Annotated in this window: 17 protein-coding genes; 5 read left to right on the top strand and 12 right to left on the bottom strand. The window is 53.6% G+C overall.

Going from position 1 to position 20362, the window contains the following annotated elements; all coding sequences use genetic code 11:
• Nucleotides 1-71: 71 nt before the first annotated feature.
• From ABXG94_RS15135 to hslO, 4 genes are all read right to left on the bottom strand, one after another.
• Complete coding sequence (locus ABXG94_RS15135) at nt 72-1910, bottom strand: ABC transporter ATP-binding protein (protein WP_353535762.1); 1839 nt, start codon at nt 1908-1910, stop codon at nt 72-74.
• Between the two features lie 197 nt (nt 1911-2107).
• On the bottom strand, nt 2108-3256 hold the full coding sequence (locus tag ABXG94_RS15130; protein ID WP_502901723.1) for a CCA tRNA nucleotidyltransferase: 1149 nt from the start codon (nt 3254-3256) through the stop codon (nt 2108-2110).
• Between the two features lie 8 nt (nt 3257-3264).
• Nucleotides 3265-3861, bottom strand: a complete 597-nt coding sequence (locus tag ABXG94_RS15125) for a CoA pyrophosphatase (RefSeq protein ID WP_353535601.1) — start codon at nt 3859-3861, stop codon at nt 3265-3267.
• Nucleotides 3858-4847 carry an Hsp33 family molecular chaperone HslO gene (hslO, locus tag ABXG94_RS15120; RefSeq protein ID WP_353535600.1) on the bottom strand — a complete coding sequence of 330 codons (990 nt, stop codon included), beginning with the start codon at nt 4845-4847 and terminating at the stop codon, nt 3858-3860. The genes ABXG94_RS15125 and hslO overlap by 4 nt, the downstream gene beginning before the upstream one ends.
• 79 nt (nt 4848-4926) lie before the next feature.
• On the opposite strand from hslO, the gene ABXG94_RS15115 reads away from it, so the two are divergent.
• Nucleotides 4927-5376, top strand: a complete 450-nt coding sequence (locus ABXG94_RS15115) for an NUDIX hydrolase (RefSeq protein WP_353535598.1) — start codon at nt 4927-4929, stop codon at nt 5374-5376.
• Here ABXG94_RS15115 and ABXG94_RS15110 read toward each other — a convergent pair.
• Nucleotides 5373-6641 (bottom strand): PP2C family protein-serine/threonine phosphatase, encoded by a 1269-nt coding sequence (locus ABXG94_RS15110; RefSeq protein ID WP_353535597.1) that lies wholly within the window; start codon nt 6639-6641, stop codon nt 5373-5375. The two genes, ABXG94_RS15115 and ABXG94_RS15110, sit on opposite strands and share 4 nt — an antisense overlap.
• 133 nt (nt 6642-6774) lie before the next feature.
• Between ABXG94_RS15110 and ABXG94_RS15105 the strand changes: the two genes are divergently transcribed.
• Complete coding sequence (locus ABXG94_RS15105) at nt 6775-7104, top strand: Hpt domain-containing protein (RefSeq protein ID WP_353535596.1); 330 nt, start codon at nt 6775-6777, stop codon at nt 7102-7104.
• A gap of 3 nt (nt 7105-7107) precedes the next feature.
• Here ABXG94_RS15105 and ilvA read toward each other — a convergent pair whose 3' ends face one another.
• Both ilvA and ABXG94_RS15095 read right to left on the bottom strand, forming a co-directional pair.
• A complete protein-coding gene (gene ilvA / locus ABXG94_RS15100) occupies nt 7108-8346 on the bottom strand; it encodes a threonine ammonia-lyase IlvA (protein WP_353535594.1) in 1239 nt (412 codons plus the stop codon).
• A gap of 69 nt (nt 8347-8415) precedes the next feature.
• On the bottom strand, nt 8416-9141 hold the full coding sequence (locus tag ABXG94_RS15095; protein ID WP_353535593.1) for a hypothetical protein: 726 nt from the start codon (nt 9139-9141) through the stop codon (nt 8416-8418).
• A gap of 151 nt (nt 9142-9292) precedes the next feature.
• Here ABXG94_RS15095 and ABXG94_RS15090 point away from each other — a divergent pair, with 151 nt between their 5' ends.
• Nucleotides 9293-10522 (top strand): argininosuccinate synthase, encoded by a 1230-nt coding sequence (locus tag ABXG94_RS15090; RefSeq protein ID WP_353535591.1) that lies wholly within the window; start codon nt 9293-9295, stop codon nt 10520-10522.
• 249 nt (nt 10523-10771) lie between these two features.
• Nucleotides 10772-11434 carry a peptide-methionine (S)-S-oxide reductase MsrA gene (msrA, locus tag ABXG94_RS15085; protein WP_353535589.1) on the top strand — a complete coding sequence of 221 codons (663 nt, stop codon included), beginning with the start codon at nt 10772-10774 and terminating at the stop codon, nt 11432-11434.
• A gap of 102 nt (nt 11435-11536) precedes the next feature.
• Here msrA and ABXG94_RS15080 read toward each other — a convergent pair whose 3' ends face one another.
• On the bottom strand, nt 11537-12412 hold the full coding sequence (locus tag ABXG94_RS15080; protein WP_353535588.1) for a ribokinase: 876 nt from the start codon (nt 12410-12412) through the stop codon (nt 11537-11539).
• 76 nt (nt 12413-12488) lie between these two features.
• The gene (locus ABXG94_RS15075) at nt 12489-14744 is read right to left on the bottom strand and encodes an NADP-dependent malic enzyme (RefSeq protein WP_353535586.1); all 2256 of its coding nucleotides are present in this window, start codon (nt 14742-14744) and stop codon (nt 12489-12491) included.
• A gap of 176 nt (nt 14745-14920) precedes the next feature.
• Between ABXG94_RS15075 and mutS the strand changes: the two genes are divergently transcribed.
• Nucleotides 14921-17536 carry a DNA mismatch repair protein MutS gene (gene mutS, locus ABXG94_RS15070; protein ID WP_353535759.1) on the top strand — a complete coding sequence of 872 codons (2616 nt, stop codon included), beginning with the start codon at nt 14921-14923 and terminating at the stop codon, nt 17534-17536.
• Between the two features lie 2 nt (nt 17537-17538).
• Here mutS and ABXG94_RS15065 read toward each other — a convergent pair whose 3' ends face one another.
• Genes ABXG94_RS15065 through hrcA form a run of 3 tightly spaced genes read right to left on the bottom strand, consistent with a single transcriptional unit; the run spans nt 17539 to nt 20282 of the window.
• Nucleotides 17539-18591: a TPM domain-containing protein gene (locus tag ABXG94_RS15065; protein ID WP_353535585.1), complete on the bottom strand. Its 1053-nt coding sequence runs from the start codon at nt 18589-18591 to the stop codon at nt 17539-17541.
• Between the two features lie 59 nt (nt 18592-18650).
• Nucleotides 18651-19208, bottom strand: a complete 558-nt coding sequence (locus ABXG94_RS15060) for a nucleotide exchange factor GrpE (protein ID WP_353535584.1) — start codon at nt 19206-19208, stop codon at nt 18651-18653.
• A 9-nt stretch (nt 19209-19217) separates the two neighbouring features.
• Entirely contained in the window at nt 19218-20282 is a 1065-nt protein-coding gene (gene hrcA / locus ABXG94_RS15055; protein ID WP_353535582.1) for a heat-inducible transcriptional repressor HrcA, read from the bottom strand.
• Nucleotides 20283-20362: the final 80 nt, after the last annotated feature.

Raw genomic sequence — 20362 nt, 5'->3', positions numbered from 1 at the left:
GGCCATACCCCGCCACCGGGTCCGGGAAAACCCCTGCCCTTACAACAGGCCCAAAAACCTTGACGCAAAGACTATTCCGCCGCGTCGACATCCAGAAACCCACCGGATTGCCGCTGCCAAAACTCCGCATAAAGACCACCTTTTGCCAAAAGCCCACGATGGCTGCCCTCTTCGACAATCTGCCCCTTATCCATCACCAGTATGCGGTCCATCTGCGCGATAGTGGACAGCCGATGGGCAATTGCAATCACGGTCTTGCCTTGCATCATTCCATATAGTGTTTGCTGAATGGCGGCTTCGACCTCGCTGTCCAGGGCAGAAGTTGCTTCATCCAACAGCAAGATCGGCGCGTCTTTCAGGATAACCCTTGCCAAAGTAATACGCTGCCGTTGACCTCCCGACAGCTTTACACCGCGCTCTCCAACATGGGCGTCATAACCCGTGCGCCCTTCGGGATCTTGTAGCGACAAAATAAACTCATGTGCCTCAGCTTTGCGCGCCGCCTCGATCATGTCAGCTTCGGTCGCATTAGGGCGACCGTAGAGAATATTTGCGCGTACAGATCGATGCAGTAACGAACTGTCTTGCTGAACCATCCCAATGTGATCGCGCAGACTGTCCTGGCGCACCTTGGAAATATCCTGTCCATCCATCAAAATCTGCCCACCTTCGGCATCATAAAACCGAAGCATCAGCTTAACCAAAGTTGACTTACCGGCTCCCGACCGCCCAATCAGACCAATTTTTTCACCGGGATCGACCGTTAGGTTAATGGCATCCAACCCGCCCATATTGCGCCCATAATGGTGAGTTAGAGACTTAACTTCGATTTTTCCATGTGACAACACCAGCGGCTTTGCCCCTTGGGCATCCACCAAATCAATCGGCTGTGCGATGGTCTCCATCCCCTCAGAAACCACTCCCAATTGCTGAAAGAAAGAGGTCAGCGCCCACATAATCCACTGGGTCATCGCATTCAGCCGCAAAGCCAAAGCCGTGGCTGCGGCCACAATGCCAACAGTGGCCGCGCCTTGCACCCAAAGCCAGATCGCCCAACCGACCACGCCCAAGATCAGCAAGCCATTCAACACGACCAGTACAAAATCCATCACCGTGAAGATGCGCATTTCCTTTTGAAAGGTGCGCCGTGTGTGCTCGATGGCTTCTTTGGCGTGATCTAGTTCGTGTTGATTATGGGCAAATAATTTAACCGAATGAATGTTGGTATAGGCGTCAACCACGCGGCCCGTGACCGCAGATCTGGCATCTGATGCCGCCTTTGACGCTGGCCCCACCCGGCGCACTGTCCAGGCCACCAAACATCCGTATAACACCAACCAGATCACCAGCGGCAACAACAAGCGCACATCTGCTTGTGACAACAAAACAGCCGCGCCAATCACATAGGCCATCGAAAAGGAAAGCGCGTCAAAGACCTCATAGACCGCCTCTCCCGCCGCAGGCGGTGTCTGCATGATGCGATTGGCAATTCGGCCCGCAAAATCATTTTCAAACCAACCAACCGACTGACGTAAAACATGTTTATGCGCGCGCCACCGGATCAACGTACCGAAATTTGGCAATATAGCGTTGTTCAGGACCAATACATCCAATGCCTGCAAAATCGGTCGTACAAACAGCACAAGCCCCGCTACCAGCAGCAATTCAAATTTATAGGTCTGCCAAACCACTGCCGGGTCGCCCGACAACAGATCCACCAAGCGCCCCATATAATAAATCAAACCGATTTCGACGGCAGCCACCACGACCGACATTATCCCAGCCACCACAAAGACACGCTTAAAGGGTTTGGAATAAGCCAACAGAAACGGCAGCAAACGACGGGGCGGCACATCCGTTTCCGGATAGTCACAATAGGGATCGACCAAGTTTTCAAAGAATTTAAACAACATGAAACAACGCTTTTCGTAAGAGTGTTGGAAAACAGACATAGGCTGGCGGTGTCGTTCCAAAAATTGGACAACACGCGGTGCTCTGACTCAGGTCAGAAACAACTCAAGAAAACCAGGTACGTCTATCCATCTTACAATCCTTCATGTGCGACCCTCAGCGTGGCGCAGGTTTGGATTCGAGTCAACTCTTGTGCCTAAGACAGCAATTGATCACGTGACAATTGAAAATCTGACGCGATCCAACGAGATTCTATCCGTCGTAGTTCAGCCCCCAGCGCCGCGCCCTGAAACCGCGCTATCAAATCTGCTGCCCGCACCGGAAATTCCGCCTGATCGCCGCGTTTGGCCTCGGACATTACTGACTTTGGCAATGGCATTTCCAACCAAGCAGAGCGCAACAGTAAGGCACAGACAGCAAGATCCGCATCATGACGATATCCCAATTCGGCCGCGCCCATAACACCGCTCGCCGCATCCCGCATTTCGCGCAACCGTTGGGTATATTTATTGGAAAGGCGCAGGCTAACACTCACATTTTGCCCCCCCAGAACCGCCAATCGGCGCAATGGATCTGCGGAAACCTCCAAGGTGTTTTCAAGATGTACCAATGGCGCCAAACCACGGTCATCCGCACCTTCTAGGATGTGGCCAAGAACGCCACATTGCCGCATCGTCGCTATCACTGGCGATGGGTCGGGCGCGCCCAATAGTTTAAGCATTTCAACACCAATGCGCTCTTTAGATAAAGAGTCTAATCCACCTGAATGTGCCGCAATGGCCGCCAAGGCATCTGGGTCCATGCCAGCGCTGGCGTCACCATACCAGGCATGAAATCGAAAATACCGCAGGATGCGCAAATAGTCCTCGCGTATGCGTTGCTCTGCATCATCAATAAACCGAAACCGGCGCTGCTGCAGATCTGCCAAGCCGCCCAAGGGGTCAATCACACGGCCATCAGCATGGGCATAAAGCGCATTCATGGTGAAATCCCGTCGGTGCGCATCATCTTCCAGATGCTCCGAAAAGGCCACCACCGCGCGACGCCCATCGGTTTCCACATCCTTGCGAAACGTCGTGATTTCATGGGCAATGCCATCAGCCACAACCGTGATAGTGCCGTGGTCAATCCCGGTTGGAATGGCCTTAAGGCCAGACGCTTTTGCCAGTTTGATCACCTGATCCGGGCGCGCATCGGTCGAAATATCAATGTCTGACACCGGGGCGTCCAACAACGCATTGCGCACGCATCCCCCGACCAACAACGCTTGATAGCCAGCCGCTTCAAGCATTCGGCAAACAGCTTGCGTGCTAGGCCTGGTCAGCCAGTCACCCGAAACTGTCACGATACTGCTCACGCTGCCATCCGTTCCGCCAGCCCGCGTAGAATGCGAGCTGTTGCACCCCAGATATAATAGGGGCCAAAAGGCACAATATAATAGTGACGGCGCTCGCCCAGCCACATACGTCCTTCGATGGCAAACCGCGCCGGATCAGTCACATGTGACAACGGCACATGAAACACCTCTTCGACCTCGCCGGGTTCCGGCCTTATGAGAAACGGGGCCTGCACCAGCCCTACAACCGGCGTGACCGTAAAACTGGTCACCGTTTCGTGGGTTGGCAAGGTGCCAAGAACCTGGACATTTTCAGTTGGCAGGCCAATTTCTTCCTGCGCTTCACGCAGGGCAGCTGCGGTTACATCTGCATCGCCCTCGTCCTGCTTTCCACCCGGAAACGCGATCTGTCCCGGATGGTGTTTTAGGTGCGAGCTGCGTTTGGTCAACAATACCTGCGCAACACCATTGATCACCTGAACAGGCACTAACACAGCTGCAGATCGCAATTTGCGACCTTCTGGCAAATGCACTTCGGTGTTCAGGTCAAAATCCGATGACGCCCCGCCGTCACGGCCAAGCGCAGCCAGCAGAGGAGCCACCGGGTCCGTCACTGGACAGACTTCTCGGCCTGAAACCCAACCGTCAGCGGATCAAGATCATAATGTGAGCCGCAGAATTGGCAATCAGCGGTCACCCGCCCGAGTTCATTTGTCATGGTTTCGATGTCTTTGGCAGAATAGATCGACAGGCTCTGGCGAACACGATCTTCAGAACAAGAGCAGCCAAAACGCACCGATTGCGCATCATAAACCCGTGGGGCTTCTTCGTGAAACAACCGCACAAGCAGATCTGCAGGGGTCACCGAAGGGCCGATCAATTCCAGATCTTCGACAGAATTCATCAGAATATTGGCACGGCTCCAGTTTTCTTCATCGTCGTCGCCCAGCAAATCACTGGCTGTCAAAAGTCCACTTTCGCCACTGCCACCCTCGCCCTTAGCGAAAGGAGACGCTTTAGGCATATGCTGCAACATCACGCCACCGGCGCGCCAATGTTCGCCAACACCAGGTTCTGTCGACTTACCAAAGCGCAACGAAAAACTGGTTGGCAATTGCTCTGATTGGGCAAAATAACCCTCGGCACTAGCACTCAACGAGCCGCCTGCCAAAGGCGCAATACCCTGATACGGTTTTGTGCCTTCACCCTGATCAATCAAAACAGCGATATAACCGCTGCCCAATTGCTCAAAGGGGGCTGCGTCAGTCAGCCGGTCCGCATCAAATGTGGCATAGGCACGAATTTGGGCCGTCTCGCCCTCGGTCTTGGGGGCATAATAATCTGTTGCGATCATCCGCACTGGACCATTGGTTTGCACCTGCAACGACAGCTTCCAGCGCACGCTGATGGTTTGACCAATCAGTGCGGTCAGCAAGGCCATTTCCGCCACCAAGGCTTCAACCGTCGCCGGGTAATCATGCTGCTTTAAAATACCGTCCAGCACGCCATCCAACCGGGCAACACGGCCGCGAATATCTGATTTGTCCAACTGGAACGGCAATACTGTGTCGTCCCAAGCGATTTTAGTTCCGAGGGTCATGGGGTTTCCTTACAAGCCTGATCTTGGCATACCGCGACTATATAGGTGCGGCAAGACGAACGAAAAGGGCTGGTATCGCATGATTAGACGGTTTGGAACCCCGCCCGCTGCGGATCGACGCTATAAACTGCGTCCAGGGGCCTATGTTGTGCTTTTGCAAGGCTCTGACATGCTGATCACCCGCGAAGCCCCCTTCGATCAGACCCAAGATGCCGAATATCAATTGCCTGGCGGTGGCATTGACCCGGGTGAGTCGCCCGTAATGGCGCTGCACCGCGAGGTTCTGGAGGAGACCGGCTGGACCTTGGCTGCCCCCCGACGTCTGGGGGCCTTTCGCCGGTTTTGCTATATGCCAGATTATGACCTTTGGGCTGAAAAGCTATGCAGCATCTATGTGGCACGCCCAGCGCGTGCCTTAGGGCCGCCAACCGAACCAGGACACAGCGCAATCTGGATGCCCGCCCCCAATGCCATCGCGTTACTGGCCAACAGCGGCGATCAGTATTTTGCGCATCTTGCGCTTGGCTAGGCCACATCCGCCTCAAACTCAAACAACACCCCCGAAATATCGTCTGGAAACCCTTTCGCCCCAGCATACTCCTGCAAATACCAAATAAACGATTCCAGAAACGTTTCACCCGTTTGGCTTTTCAGCTTGCCAACAAGCCGCTCTAATCCGTGCTCATCCAGCATTTCGCCTGCTGCGTTCGGACACTCGGTAATGCCGTCTGACAAGATCAGCAATCGATCACCAGTACGCAGATGAATTTCAAAATCTTCAAATTTTGCCTGCTCTATCAACCCAACGGGCAAGCCCCCCGTGCCACTTTGCTCCATGGAACCATCTGCGCGCTGCACCAGCGGATGCGGGTGCCCAGCCTGAGACAGAACCACCCTGCCAGATCTAAGATCCACAACCGCAAGTATCATCGTGAAATAGAGTTCTGTTTCGATTTCATCCAAGAATTGCGCGTTCAAATTGGCAATCACTTCGGCCGGCGGCACTGGCGCATATCCTCCGCCTGATTTTGCCTTTAGGGCAACGTTCTGCTCGGGTGCAGAAGACGACAACAGCCCCGCCAAACGCGCCGTCATCAGGGCCGAACTGACGCCATGACCTGACACATCAAAGGAAAACAACCCAACCTGATGGGCATCGATCCGATAGTGGCCAACCAAATCGCCGCCAACATGGCCACTGGAATGCAACATCAAAGACACTTGGCTTGCGCCCACCGTCACGTGGCGGTTGCGCACCAAAGATTGCTGCAATTTTTTGGCCTCTATTAAGTCGTGGTCCAATAAATCGTGCACCCGTTGCAGCTCCGACAAAGTATCCGAGATCACGCGATTTTTCTCGGTCAACTCACGTTGCATGCGCAATATGCGTTCGCCAGCCGAAATTCTGGCCCGCAATTCATGCGCGTTTATCGGCTTGATCAAAAAGTCGTCAGCCCCAATTTCCAAACCCTTCACCACCTCATCTTTTTCACTTTTAGAGGTTAAAAGAATGAAATAGCCGTATTTTTCGCTGGGCAGCTCACGAAAGGCTTTGCAAAACTCCAGACCATCCATTTCTGGCATCATCCAGTCAGACAGCACCAAGTCCGGCGACCGATCACTGCAGAAATCCAGCGCCTCTTGCCCAGAACAAGCCTCTACAACCTCATAGCCATCACGGGCCAATTGCGCACTTAGAATGCGTCGCTGCAAACGACTGTCATCCACCAGCAAAACAAGCTGAATGGCCCCTTTGGCTTGTTTTTCCTGCATGTGCTGCGGCTCTGCACTCACAAGGTGCCCCCGTGAAAACACTTCATCAGCTTGGTTTTAGACCACAATTCCTTAAGAGGGCATGAAGCAACCTGTTCATCGCCGCTCATGCTTCTTTAAGAATTCACTGCCACATTAAGCGCCGGAGGACAGCATGATCGATTGGGCACGGCTCGCAGACCTACAGGCCGAAATCGGCGCGGATGATTTTGCCGCAGTGGTCGAAATCTTTCTGGAAGAAGTGGATGAGGCCATCGCAGTCCTTGGTAAAAACCCACAACGTGAACACCTGGAATCTGCCTTGCACTTTCTAAAGGGCAGCGCCTTGAATCTAGGGTTCAAAGAGTTCGCGAAGCTTTGCCAAATCGGTGAACTCACTGCCTCACGCGGCCAGGCAGATGGCATCGACCTGCCCGAAATTCTTGAATGTTACCAAAAATCCCGCGGTGCATTCCTTGCCGGTTTGGCGCAACACACCGCATAAGCGCTAAATCAAAAACTGCGCCAAAGCCTCGTCGTTGGTGATGTCGGTATAGGTCATGCCAGCCGCTTCTAACCGCGCGAACAAAGTCTCAAAGTTCTGCGGGCTTTTGGTCTCGATGCCGATCAACACAGACCCAAAATTACGCGCAGATTTCTTCAGATACTCAAAACGCGCGATATCATCGTCCGGCCCAAGAATGCCTAAGAACTCTTTCAAAGCACCCGGCCGCTGCGGCAACCTTAGGATAAAGTATTTCTTGATGCCAGAATAGCGCTGCGCGCGCTCCTTCACCTCTGGCAAACGTTCAAAATCAAAGTTCCCACCAGAGGTCACGCAGACCACGGTTTTACCTTTGATCTGGTCTGCAACATCCTCTAGCGCATCCACGGCCAATGCCCCCGCGGGCTCTAGCACGATACCTTCGACGTTCAGCATTTCCAAAATCGTGGTGCAAATCCTGTCCTCCGGCGCAGCCAAAACATCGGCAATATTGATATCGGCAAGCCGCGCAAAGGTCTTTTCACCGATTCGCGCCACTGCTGCACCATCCACGAACCCATCCAATGTATCCAGCCGTGTTGGGGCCCCGGCCTGCAAAGCCGCTTTCAAACTTGCGCCGCCCAATGGCTCTACAAGCGTCAGCTTTGTTCTTTGACCGAAATAACTGCGCACACCCGCGGCCAATCCACCACCACCAACCGGCAAAATTACCTGATCTGGCACCCGCCCCAATTGCCGCTCAATCTCTGCTGCAACCGAAGCCTGCCCCTCTATCACATCCTCATCATCAAACGGTGACAAAAACACCGCGCCCGCCTCTGCGCAATAGGCCTGTGATGCCGCCAAAGTGTCATCAAAATAGTCACCAATCAGGCGTATTTCGATTGCATCACCGCCAAAAACCTTGGTCTTAAAGATCTTTTGCTGCGGCGTGGTCACCGGCATAAAGATCACACCTTTAACGCCAAAATGCTTACACATATAGGCCACGCCCTGAGCGTGATTGCCAGCACTCGCACAAACAAACAGATCACGCGATGGGTCTTTGGCCATCACCTTGCGCATCGCGTTAAACGCCCCGCGCAATTTGTAACTGCGCACCGGCGTCAGATCTTCGCGTTTCAGATAAATTTCAGCCCCATAGCGCAGCGACAGATGCGCATTACGCTGCAAAGGCGTCGCATCAAATACATCACGCATTGCAGTTTGGGCACGGCGGGCAAGATCTTGGAATTGAGTCATTTGTTTTCAGTGACGCAAGCCCACGCCCAAGGCAAGAGTTCGCGTCAAAGAATACAGGTGTATACCAGTTCAGAGTTCGCGTTTTTCGACAAAATAACCATACAGAGTTGTTAAGATGCTAACGTTTAACATTGAGGTGAAAATTGTCCCGGCAAGCGAAACCACCGCTGCTAAGATCGGAACAATAATTAGGACGCTAGCTAGAAATTGCACAGCAAGTTGAAATACTAAACTGCACAAAAACAAAACGATGAACGCTCCTAAATTGCCTTCGGTGGCAGCAAGAGTCTCTCCAAGAGTTAGGGGTTCTCCGATTGCAGCAGCCGGCAGTGAAATTGATAGCCGAAAAAGTAAGTAAAAAACCACAAACATGTAGCTAAGCATGATTGGGAACAAAAGAATAGGAAGCGACTTAAACGCCAACAAAATTAAGAGTGCTGGCATCATGCAGAGCAGCGAAACCAGAAAAAGCTTAACAATCGTCCCGAAATAGTTTGCGATTTTACCATTGGGTTTGTTCAACCAGCCATTCGGCATTTCCTGCAACAGCACAAACCGATGCCAGCCAACGATAAACCAGAACATACAAAAAAAGCCGATGGCAAAAAACGGCAAAACCAACCACGTAAATTGCGATGCCGCATTCGAAATGCTGCCGGAGCCAACTAAAGCAAACGCAAGCAGCCCAATTGACGCAATAGCGGTCAACATTGGCAAGAAGCCGATGCGTAAAATATCGGTAAAGTTTCGAACGATCATTAGCACCGCGTGCTTAAACAATTTCCAGCCAACCATTTCGACCTCCAAATTCGTCTTAATAATCCCCCCACATTCCCTTTTTTCGACCCTTTGACAAGCCGCATAGGTCACATGACTTGCCCTAAGCAAAAAAAGGCGGTATCGGCGCAGATATTGCCCCTATGTTGCCGCCCAAAGGAAATCTGACATGTCCGCGCCCAAGAAAGTTGTTCTCGCCTACTCCGGTGGCCTTGATACCTCGATCATCTTGAAATGGTTGCAGACCGAATATGGTTGCGAAGTGATCACGTTCACAGCCGACCTCGGTCAAGGTGAAGAGCTGGAACCGGCCCGCAAAAAAGCCGAGCTTTTGGGCATCAAGCCTGAAAACATCCACATCGAAGACCTGCGCGAAGAATTTGTGCGCGATTTTGTTTTTCCAATGTTCCGCGCCAACGCCGTCTACGAAGGCCTGTATCTTTTGGGCACTTCTATTGCCCGCCCGCTGATTTCCAAACGCCTGATCGAAATCGCCGAGGCCAACAATGCAGATGCGGTCTCTCATGGCGCGACAGGCAAAGGCAACGACCAGGTGCGTTTTGAACTGGCCGCCTATGCGCTGAACCCAGACATCTCCGTGATCGCCCCTTGGCGCGAATGGGATCTGGGCAGCCGCACCAAACTGATCGAATTCGCTGAAAAGCACCAAATCCCGATCGCCAAAGACAAACGCGGCGAAGCGCCATTCTCTGTGGATGCCAACCTGCTGCACACCTCTTCCGAAGGCAAAAGCCTCGAAGATCCGGCAGTAGACGCACCAGAATATGTCTTTCAGCGCACCGTCAGCCCCGAAGAGGCGCCTGACACACCGGAATTCATTGAGATCGGCTTTGAAAAAGGCGATCCGGTCAGCATCAATGGCGTGGACATGTCCCCGGCCACAGTTCTGACAGAGCTAAACGAATACGGTCGCAAGCACGGCATCGGCCGTCTTGATCTGGTCGAAGGCCGCTATGTTGGGATGAAATCCCGCGGCATCTATGAAACGCCGGGCGGCACCATCATGCTCGAGGCACACCGCGGCATCGAATCCATCACAATGGACCGTGGCGCGATGCACCTTAAAGACGAGTTGATGCCAAAATACGCCGAGCTGATCTATAACGGCTACTGGTACTCGCCAGAGCGTGAAATGCTGCAAGCCGCTATCGACGCAAGCCAAGATCACGTCACCGGTACGGTACGTGTGAAACTTTACAAAGGCCACGTGCGCACCGTGGGCCGCTGGTCTGATCATTCCCTCTACTCCGAAGAACACGTGACCTTCGAAGAAGACATGGGGGCCTATGATCAAACAGACGCGGCAGGCTTTATCCAGCTCAACGCGCTGCGCCTGAAACTGATCGCCATGCGCAACAAACGCGTCGCAAAGAAATAGTCAAATCGGCCCGCCACGCGCGGGCCTTTTTCTGCCTGCCCCCTCGTGCTTGTGCTTGATCCAAATACCCTGGGGTGAGCGGTGAAATCACCGATTTCACCGTGAGGGGCAAAGCCCCTAGTCATCAACTTCCAACTTATGCAAACGCTTTTTTCACTCCCAATCACCATGGCGTGACATGACGCCTGTGTGACTTGAGCGCAGATAATGGACATTGCAAACTGCTCTCACACATTAGGAGAGACCCGCATGGACCGCATGATCAATTTGAAAATGGCTTTGCTAAGCGGCCTTATTGCCATTGGCGCAACAATAAGCTGTGGCTCTGCGCAAGCTGGCACCGAAAAACTGGTGGTTGCTGGCGGTTGTTTCTGGTGCGTTGAAAGCGACTTTGAAAGCGTCAAAGGCGTTAAAAAAGCCGTCTCTGGCTACACGGGTGGCACAACAAAAAACCCAACCTACAAAAAAATCGGCAAAGGTGGCACCGGCCATTACGAAGCCGTAGAGATCACCTTTGACAATAACACCGTGACACGCGACGAGCTGTTGCACTTGTTCTTCCGCTCGGTTGATCCCACCGACGCGGGCGGCCAGTTTTGTGACCGAGGCGAAAGCTATCGCACGGCGATCTTTTACGCCAATGACGCTCAGAAATCCGCTGCCGAAGCATCCAAAGCCAAGGCCCAATCAGATCTCGGCCGCAAGATTGTCACCCCACTGTTGCCCGCGCAAAAATTCTATAAGGCAGAAGCCTATCACCAGGATTATTACAAAGGTGAAAAACTGGTTTTGACCCGTTTTGGACCAAAGCGTCAGTCTGATGCCTATGCGCGCTACCGCAAGGCCTGTGGTCGCGATGCCAAGGTAAAATCGCTTTGGGGGTCCGCAGCGCCTTTCGCTGATAAACACTAAAGACTGGTAAAGGTTTTAGGGGCTTTGCCCCTCGCGGTGAAATCGATGATTTCACCGCTCACCCCAGAGTTTTTTCCAAAGGTGAAGCCAGGGGGTGATCCGCTAGAACTGGGCGCTTTGCACTTCTTTAAGATCGGGAATGACGTCTGCAGTGCCCTGACGCATCACCATCAAAGCACCCGCCCGCATCGCCAGCAAAATCGCCTGTTCCATCGGCATACCGCGATCCAGCCCCGCCAGCAGATAGCCGGTGAACGTATCCCCCGCACCCGTTGTATCGACCACGTCAACCAAAAAGGCCGGAAAATCCTGTTGCGTGCGTTTTTGCGTGTTGATCCAGCGGCACCCTTTGGCGCCCAACGTGATCACAATATCTGCAACCGGCAGGTCCTGCGGCGAAAGCCCGGTGGCGGCGGTCAATTGCTCGGCTTCCACCTCGTTTAAGATCAGGAAATCAAGCATCGGCAGAACCGCTTGCACCGCATCGCTGTCAAAGGGCGCAGCCGCATAGGCAACAAACATCGCCAGATCCCGGCCCATTTGCGCCGCATAGGCTTGGTTGTTGGTTTCATTTTGGATCAAAAGCGTGTCGCCACGCGCGCTTTCGCTCAGCGCTTTGCCGATGGCATTATTGGTGATCTCATGGTTGGCCCCTGGCAAAAGCACAATGGCGTTTTCGCCTTCTTGGTCCACATTAATGATCGCATGGCCCGTTGGGCTGTGGGCCAGAACCGCTATATGACGGGTATCGACCCCATATTCCAGCAACCGCTGCCGCGCCCAAGTTCCGTCTGATCCAACGGCACCGATATGAGACACCAAGGCGGCCGCACGCGCGGCTGCCACAGACATATTGGCCCCTTTTCCCCCTAGGCCTTTATGCATTCCCTTGGCGGCAAGCGTTTCGCCAGGCCCCGGCAAATGCGGCACCTGATAGAACAGATCGGCATTGATCGACCCAAGGTTATAAATTGCCATAAAATTCTCGCATACCTAAAATGAGACCATCACTGTCGGATGGTCTCAAGCTGAGTGCAAGCACGAAAAAGGTTAGCTAGCCCACTTTGCAGGCGGCCAAAATCGCCATGTTCATGATGTCATTGGAGGTCGAGGTCGTCGAGCAAATCTGGATCGAATGATCCACCCCTGTCAGAATCGGACCAATCAAGGTCGCCCCGGCCATCTCCTGCATCAATTTGGTTGAAATACTCGCCGAATGCCGCGCTGGCACCACCAGAATATTGGCTGGCCCACTGAGGCGTTGGAACGGATAAGCCTCTTGCGCGCTGGTGTTCAGGGCAACGTCAACTGTCATTTCGCCTTCGTATTCAAAATCCACACCGCGCTTATCAAGAACCGCCGGCGCCATATGCATTTTTTCGGCACGCTCTGACACCGGATAGCCAAAGGTCGAGAAGCTGACAAATGCCACACGCGGCTCTAGCCCCATATGACGTGCAACGCCAGCGCAGGCTTCGGCGATATTGGCAAGATCTGTTTCATCAGGCCACTCGTGCACCAGCGTATCGGAAATCAGCACAATACGGCCATTGTGCAAAATAGCTGTCACACCAACCGCGCCCGCCTGAGCATCTGCTTCAAACACGTGGTTGATCAATTCCATGACATGCGCAGACTTACGGGTCGCCCCGGTCACCAAGCCATCGCCATGGCCATGCGCCAGCATCAAAGATGCAAAAACATGCCGATCGCGCGCTGCCAAACGGTGCACATCCTGCTTGTCAAAGCCTTTACGTTGCAAGCGCTTATACAAAAAGTCTTTGTAGGTGCGCAGGTGCATCGAATTGGCTGCATTCACAACTTCGATCTCTGCAATGGCATCGCCAAGCCCAGCAGCTTCGAGCTTTTCAGCCACATCAGCTTCGCGCCCAACAACCAGCGCCTTGCCTAGCCCCGAACGTTGATACAACACCGCTGCGCGCAGCACACGAGGGTCATCACCTTCGGCAAAGATCATCCGTGCCTGCGCATTGCGCGCCCGCGCGTTCAGGTTGCGCAGCATGCTGGCGGTTGGGTCCATCCGCGATTTCAGGCTGGCTTCATAGCCATCCATGTCGATGATCGGACGACGCGCAACACCGGTATCCATGCCCGCTTTGGCAACTGCAGACGGAATGCGGTAGATCAGCCGTGGATCAAAGGGTGTCGGAATGATGTAATCACGACCAAATGCCAGTTTGCGCCCATAAGCCATGGCCACTTCATCTGGCACATCCTCGCGTGCCATATCCGCCAAAGCCTCGGCACAGGCAATTTTCATCTCATCATTGATTGCGCGAGCGTGAATATCCAATGCGCCACGGAACAAGTATGGGAAGGCCAGAACATTATTCACCTGATTTGGGTAATCAGAGCGACCCGTGCCAACAATCGCATCCGGGCGAACAGCCTGCGCCTCTTCTGGGGTGATCTCGGGATCGGGATTCGCCATCGCAAAGATCAGCGGATCAGGGCCCATTGTTTCAACCATTTCTGGTGTCACGGCCCCTTTTGCCGACACGCCCAAAAACACATCCGCGCCCACCATTGCCTCTTCGAGGCTGCGCAATTTGGTGTTGGCCGCATGCGCGGATTTCCATTGGTTCATCCCTTCGGTTCGGCCTTGGTAGATCACACCCTTGGTGTCGCAAACGATGCAATTGTCATGTTTTGCACCCATGGATTTGACCAACTCAATACAGGCAATCCCCGCCGCGCCCGCACCATTGAGCACAATCTTAACATCTTCGATTTTCTTACCAGAAATCCGCAGCGCATTTAAAAGACCTGCCGCGCAGATCACAGCCGTACCGTGCTGGTCATCATGAAAAACTGGAATGTCCATTTCTTCTTTGAGCCGTTGCTCGATGATGAAACATTCAGGTGCCTTGATGTCTTCTAAATTGATGCCGCCAAACGTTGGCCCCATCAGCTTCACCGCATTGATGAATTCTTCGGGATCTTCTGTGTCCAGTTCCAGATCAATCGAATTCACGTCCGCAAAGCGTTTGAACAATACCGCTTTGCCTTCCATGACAGGCTTACTGCCCAAGGCGCCAAGATTGCCAAGGCCCAATACTGCCGTGCCGTTTGAAATCACCGCAACCAGATTACCTTTGTTGGTATAGTCATAGGCGGCGGCTGGATCAGCCGCGATGGCTTCGCAAGGCACCGCAACGCCAGGCGAATAGGCCAAGGACAAATCGCGCTGGGTTGTCATCGGGACAGTGGCCCTGATTTCAAACTTGCCTGGCGTGGGTTCCAGATGGAAAGCCAGTGCTTCCTCGCGCGTCACTTTGGTCTTTGTCATTGCAGCCGATCCTTTTAAGTCTTTTGGGTCTTATCTGAGCCAAACCGCTGTCACAATATGTTAGCGCCGCAACTATTTATCATTTCGCCTTTCAAGCTCCATTCAGATATTGCTACACCACAAAAACACCACCCGGGGGAACGATTGTGAGCGCAACGAAATCAGCCGTCACACCAATGATGGCACAATATCTGGAAATCAAAGCAGCGCACCCAGATGCGATTCTGTTTTACCGGATGGGCGATTTCTATGAGATGTTCTTTGACGACGCTGTGGCCGCAGCCGAGGCACTGGACATTGCACTGACAAAGCGCGGCAAACACGAAGGCAGCGAAATTCCGATGTGTGGCGTGCCGCATCACGCAGCCGAAGGCTATTTTCTGACTTTGATCCGCAAGGGGTTTCGCGTGGCCGTATGCGAGCAAATGGAAAGCCCGGCAGAGGCCAAGAAACGCGGTTACAAAGCGGTGGTGCGCCGCGAAGTTGTGCGTCTGGTAACCCCCGGCACATTGACCGAAGATTCACTTTTGGATGCCCGGCGTCATAACTTTCTGGCTGCCTTTGCACAGGTCCGCGATGTTGCCGCGCTGGCTTGGGCAGATATTTCAACCGGTGCGCTGCATGTCATGCCTTTGGCGCGCATCCGATTGGCTGCAGAACTTGCACGCCTCGCCCCATCTGAATTGCTGGTGGCCGAAGGAAGTGAAGCAGATTTAGGCGAATTAGTCTCTGATATGGGCGTCTCGCTCACCTCAACGTCACGTGGATCATTCGACAGTACCGCTGCAGAGAAACGCGTCGCAGGGCTGTTTGGCGCGCAGGGACTGGATGCTTATGGCAGCTTTTCACGTGCAGAAATTGGCGCGCTTGGCGCCATTGTCGACTATCTCGAAGTCACGCAAAAAGGCAAGTTGCCCTTGCTGCGTCCACCCGTGCGCGAAGCCACCGGTGGCACGATGCAGATCGACGCTGCCACCCGTCGCAATTTGGAATTAACCCATGCGCTGTCTGGTGGTCGTGCAGGGTCGCTTTTGGCCACAATCGACCGCACGGTGACCTCTGGAGGTGCCCGCCTTTTGGAACGCCGCCTCGCCTCTCCTTCTCTAGATCTGGCGACGGTTCATCAACGGCTGGACGCCGTGTCTTTCATGGCGCAAAACAGCCCGCTCGGCAGCACATTGCGCGACCACCTTAAACGCGTGCCAGATCTAGATCGCGCCCTATCCCGCCTGTCGCTTGACCGCGGCGGGCCGCGGGATCTGTCAGCCATCCGCAATGGATTGACCCAAGCAGACGATATTTCAAACCTGTGCGAAAACACTGATCTGCCGACTATCCTTGCCAGCGCCAAAGCGGCTCTACAGGGCCACGACAGCTTGCTGACACTATTGGATGACGCGCTGGTGGCAGAACCGCCTTTGCTTGCGCGCGACGGCGGGTTCATCGCGCCAGGCTATGACATCGCCTTGGACGAAGCCCGCCAATTGCGCGATGAAGGCCGCAGCGTCATCGCTCAAATGCAGGCGCAATACAGCACATTGACCGGTATTTCTGCGCTCAAGATCAAACACAATAATGTCTTAGGCTATTTTATCGAGACAACCTCAAAACACGCAGATGTCATGATGTCAGCACCGCTGTCTGAAACCTTCATTCATCGTCAGACAACCGCAAATCAGGTCCGGTTCACCACCGTCGAACTGTCAGAGATGGAAACCAAAATCCTCAATGCAGGCAACACTGCGCTGGAAATTGAAAAACGTCTCTATTCCACCCTAAGACAAGCCATTTTGGACAATTCTGGCCCTATCTCAACCGCAGCCAAGGCCCTATCGGAATTTGATCTTCAAGCCGCAATCGCGGATTTATCGACAAGCGAAAACTGGTGCCGTCCTGAGGTCAATGACACGCAGGATTTTGCCATTCAAGGTGGGCGCCACCCGGTTGTAGAGGCGGCCCTGCGCCAACAAGGTGGTGCGCCTTTTGTGGCCAACACCTGTAATTTGTCCGGCGGCGATGATCCAAGTATTTGGCTGCTCACCGGGCCGAACATGGCCGGTAAGTCGACCTTTTTGCGACAAAATGCATTGATCGCCCTGCTTGCGCAGATGGGCAGCTACGTGCCCGCCAGCGCCGCTCGGATCGGACTTGTCAGCCAATTGTTTTCTCGTGTTGGGGCCTCTGATGATCTGGCCCGTGGCCGCTCGACCTTTATGGTCGAGATGGTGGAAACCGCCGCCATTTTGAATCAAGCAGACGACCGCGCACTTGTAATATTGGACGAAATCGGCCGGGGCACCGCCACCTATGACGGCCTGTCGATCGCCTGGGCCACCCTTGAACACTTGCACGAAGTGAATTGTTCACGCGCGCTATTTGCCACGCATTATCACGAAATGACGGCCCTTGCTGGTAAGCTCAAAGGCGTCGACAACGCCACGGTGACCGTCAAGGAATGGGATGGCGAAGTTATTTTTCTGCACGAGGTCAAGCGCGGTGCCGCTGATCGCAGCTATGGTGTGCAAGTGGCGCAACTGGCCGGTCTGCCCCCAGCCGTTGTGGCCCGCGCCCGCGACGTTTTAGAAATGCTGGAAAAAAGCGAACGCGAAGGTGCAGGCCAAAAGGCTTTGATCGATGATCTGCCACTGTTTGCAGCGGCCCCTGCAGCCGCCCCCAAACAACTGGCAGGCCCATCACCCCTTCAATCCCGTTTGGAAACCATCACGCCCGATGACCTTAGTCCGCGCGAAGCACTTGAATTGCTCTATGAACTCAAGAGTTTAGCGAATTAGGTCTACCAGCTGCCGCTTGCGCCGCCTCCCGAGGATGAGCCACCGCCAAAACTGCTTCCACCCGAGGAAGAAGAGCTGCTTTTTGACACTTTGGGAATGGTTTCATGGGCGTGATAGCGGTCGTCACAATTTTTGCAGTGATAGTCCACACGTCGCAGACCTGTTGATGATGTGGTTGCTGGTGTCACAACGGAGCTATCGGCTTCAAGCGTTTTATAATTACAACTGCGACAGGCCCCATATTTTGAAAATAGGGCTTTGTAAGCTTCGATTGTGATGTGATCACAATTCGCGCAGTGCCAAACATCATAATCCACACTTTTCAGGCGTTCTTCGGTGCGCTGACCACCCTTCAGATATTTGTCTTCGTTTTCCTCAGAATATCGCTGCATTTCCTGCCCATCTATCGGGCAATTCCGTGGCCTGTTGCGCTTCCACCGGCGATAAAAGCGATAGGCCAAACCCGCCGCAAATGCATAGGCGATAAAAATCCAATCCCCGATGCGATCCAGCCATCGATTAAGCCCATTCCAGAGGCGATGGGGTGATGAAATGTCAAATTCTCCGGGATAGACCCCAGTAAGGTTTTTCACCACTGCCACCACACCACGGTCGATGCCTTTTGCATAGTCGTCACTGCGGAAATGCGGGAACATCACGTCGTCAATAATCGCGGCCATAGCGTCGTTTTTGCTGGTGCTATATCCAGAGCCCAATTCGATCCGCATCACCCGATCATAACGCGCAATCAGCATCAAAACCCCATCGTTGCGTGTGGCATCGCCAATGCCCCATTGATTAAACAATCCAGTTGCAAACGGCTCTATTTCACCTGAATACCCATAATCTGACATGTTAGGGATGGTCAGAACGGTGAATTCAATGCCGCGTTTGTCACGCAATTCTTGCAACTTCTCACGCACAAGGTCTTCTTCTTGGGCCGTCATCAAATCAGCATAATCATTGACCCAAACTTCGGTGTAATCCGGATAGGTCTGTGCGGTTGCCGCCGTGGCCCAGACAAGAAAAATCCAATAGATGGCAAACTGTTTCAACGCAAAAAGCTCCTGATAAACAGGAGCTTTCTAACACAATTTCTAAGAGCTGTTTAGGCTTATGCCGGCATAGAGCTGACACCCACCTTGGCCGGGCGCAACAATCGGTCATGCAGCATAAAGCCCTCGGCAGAGATCTGAATGATTTCGCCGGCTTTGGTGCCAGGAACCGGTGCCTCAAACATCGCTTCGTGATGGTTTGGATCAAACTTATCACCAACCTCTGGCACAATGATTTCCAAGCCATGTTTCTTAAACACATTCAGCAATTCACGCATCGTCAGTTCAATGCCCTCGATCACAGCCGGAGCTGCGCTCTTTTGCTCTTCGGTAATGGATTCCATCGCGCGCTTCATATTGTCATAGACCGGCAACATGTCGCGAGCCAATCGGGATCCGCCGTACATTTCAGCGTCACGACGGGCCTTGTCGCCACGTTTGCGCGCGTTTTCTGCCTCTGCCAAAGCCCGCATCCAGCGTTCTTTGTATTCATCGCGCTCCGCCGTCACTTCGTCCAGCGCGATCGCTTCATTTTCCAACTCATCCAGATGTGCATAAGCATCCGCTTCTGCATCTGCGATATCGTCTAGAAATTCGTTTTCTTTCGGCTCTGCCATAACTCACCTCTATGCCCGGTCAGAAATCAGCTTTCCAACCAGTTGCGCCGTGTAATCCACAATCGGCACAATCCGTCCGTAATTCAGGCGCTTTGGACCGATGACCCCAACAGCACCCACTATCTTTCGATCAGAGTTCATATATGGAGACACCACCAAAGAGGAACCCGAAAGTGAAAAAAGTTTGTTCTCAGAGCCAATAAAAATCCGCACACCGTCGCCTTGATCGGCCAATTCAAGGAAATCCGCGATATCACGCTTGCGTTCCAAGTCATCAAACAGGTTTCGGATGCGCTCAAAGTCTTCTTCGCCCTGACTGTCGCCTAACAGATTGGACCGTCCCCGCACAATGAGTCGCTCTTCGGCGCCATCCTTATCTGCCCAGGCCGCCAATCCGCTATCGATCAACGCCCGCGACAGCTTGTCGATCTCTTGGCGGCGGCGCGAAATTTCGTCCGCGATCACGGTCTGCAATTCGCTCAGCGTCCGGCCCTCGATCAACGAGTTCAGAAAATTAGCTGCCTCGCGCATGTTGCTAGGGGTTTGCCCAGGTGGCGGCGTAAACAGTCGATTTTCAACATGCCCGTCCGCCATCACCAAAACCACCAAAGCCCGATCATGCGCCAGGCTGACAAATTCGATATGTTTGATCGGTGCCTCATGTTTGGGAGCCAAGACCAAAGACGCACCATGGGTCACGCCCGACAGCGCCGACCCCACCCGATCCAGCATGCTGCCGACGTCACCATTGCCGCCGCCCATTGTGGCATCGATCTTTTCTTGATCGGTGCGGTCCAAGTCACGCACCTCAAGCAACCCATCAACAAACATCCGCAGCCCCTGCTGGGTTGGAATGCGCCCGGCGCTGACATGCGGTGAATCAAGCAGGCCCAAATATTCCAGGTCTTGCATCACATTGCGCACGGTGGCGGCGCTGACTTTCTCTGACAGTTCGCGCGTCAATGTGCGCGACCCCACCGGGTCCCCAGTATCCAAATAGCCTTCGACCACGCGGCGAAACACCTCGCGCGAGCGGTCATTCATTTCATTCAAAATGTCGTTGCGGTCTGTCATATGCTACCCAATCTAGGCAGCCGTGAAGGACGCGCAAGCATAAAGGTCAATCGGGGTTGCACTTTGGCCACCCAGACCTG

This window comes from Cognatishimia sp. WU-CL00825 (genome assembly GCF_040364665.1).
In the GTDB taxonomy this organism is placed as follows: domain Bacteria; phylum Pseudomonadota; class Alphaproteobacteria; order Rhodobacterales; family Rhodobacteraceae; genus Cognatishimia.
Note: the sequence above shows the minus strand (reverse complement) of the source record. Positions and strands in the feature narration are given on the sequence as shown.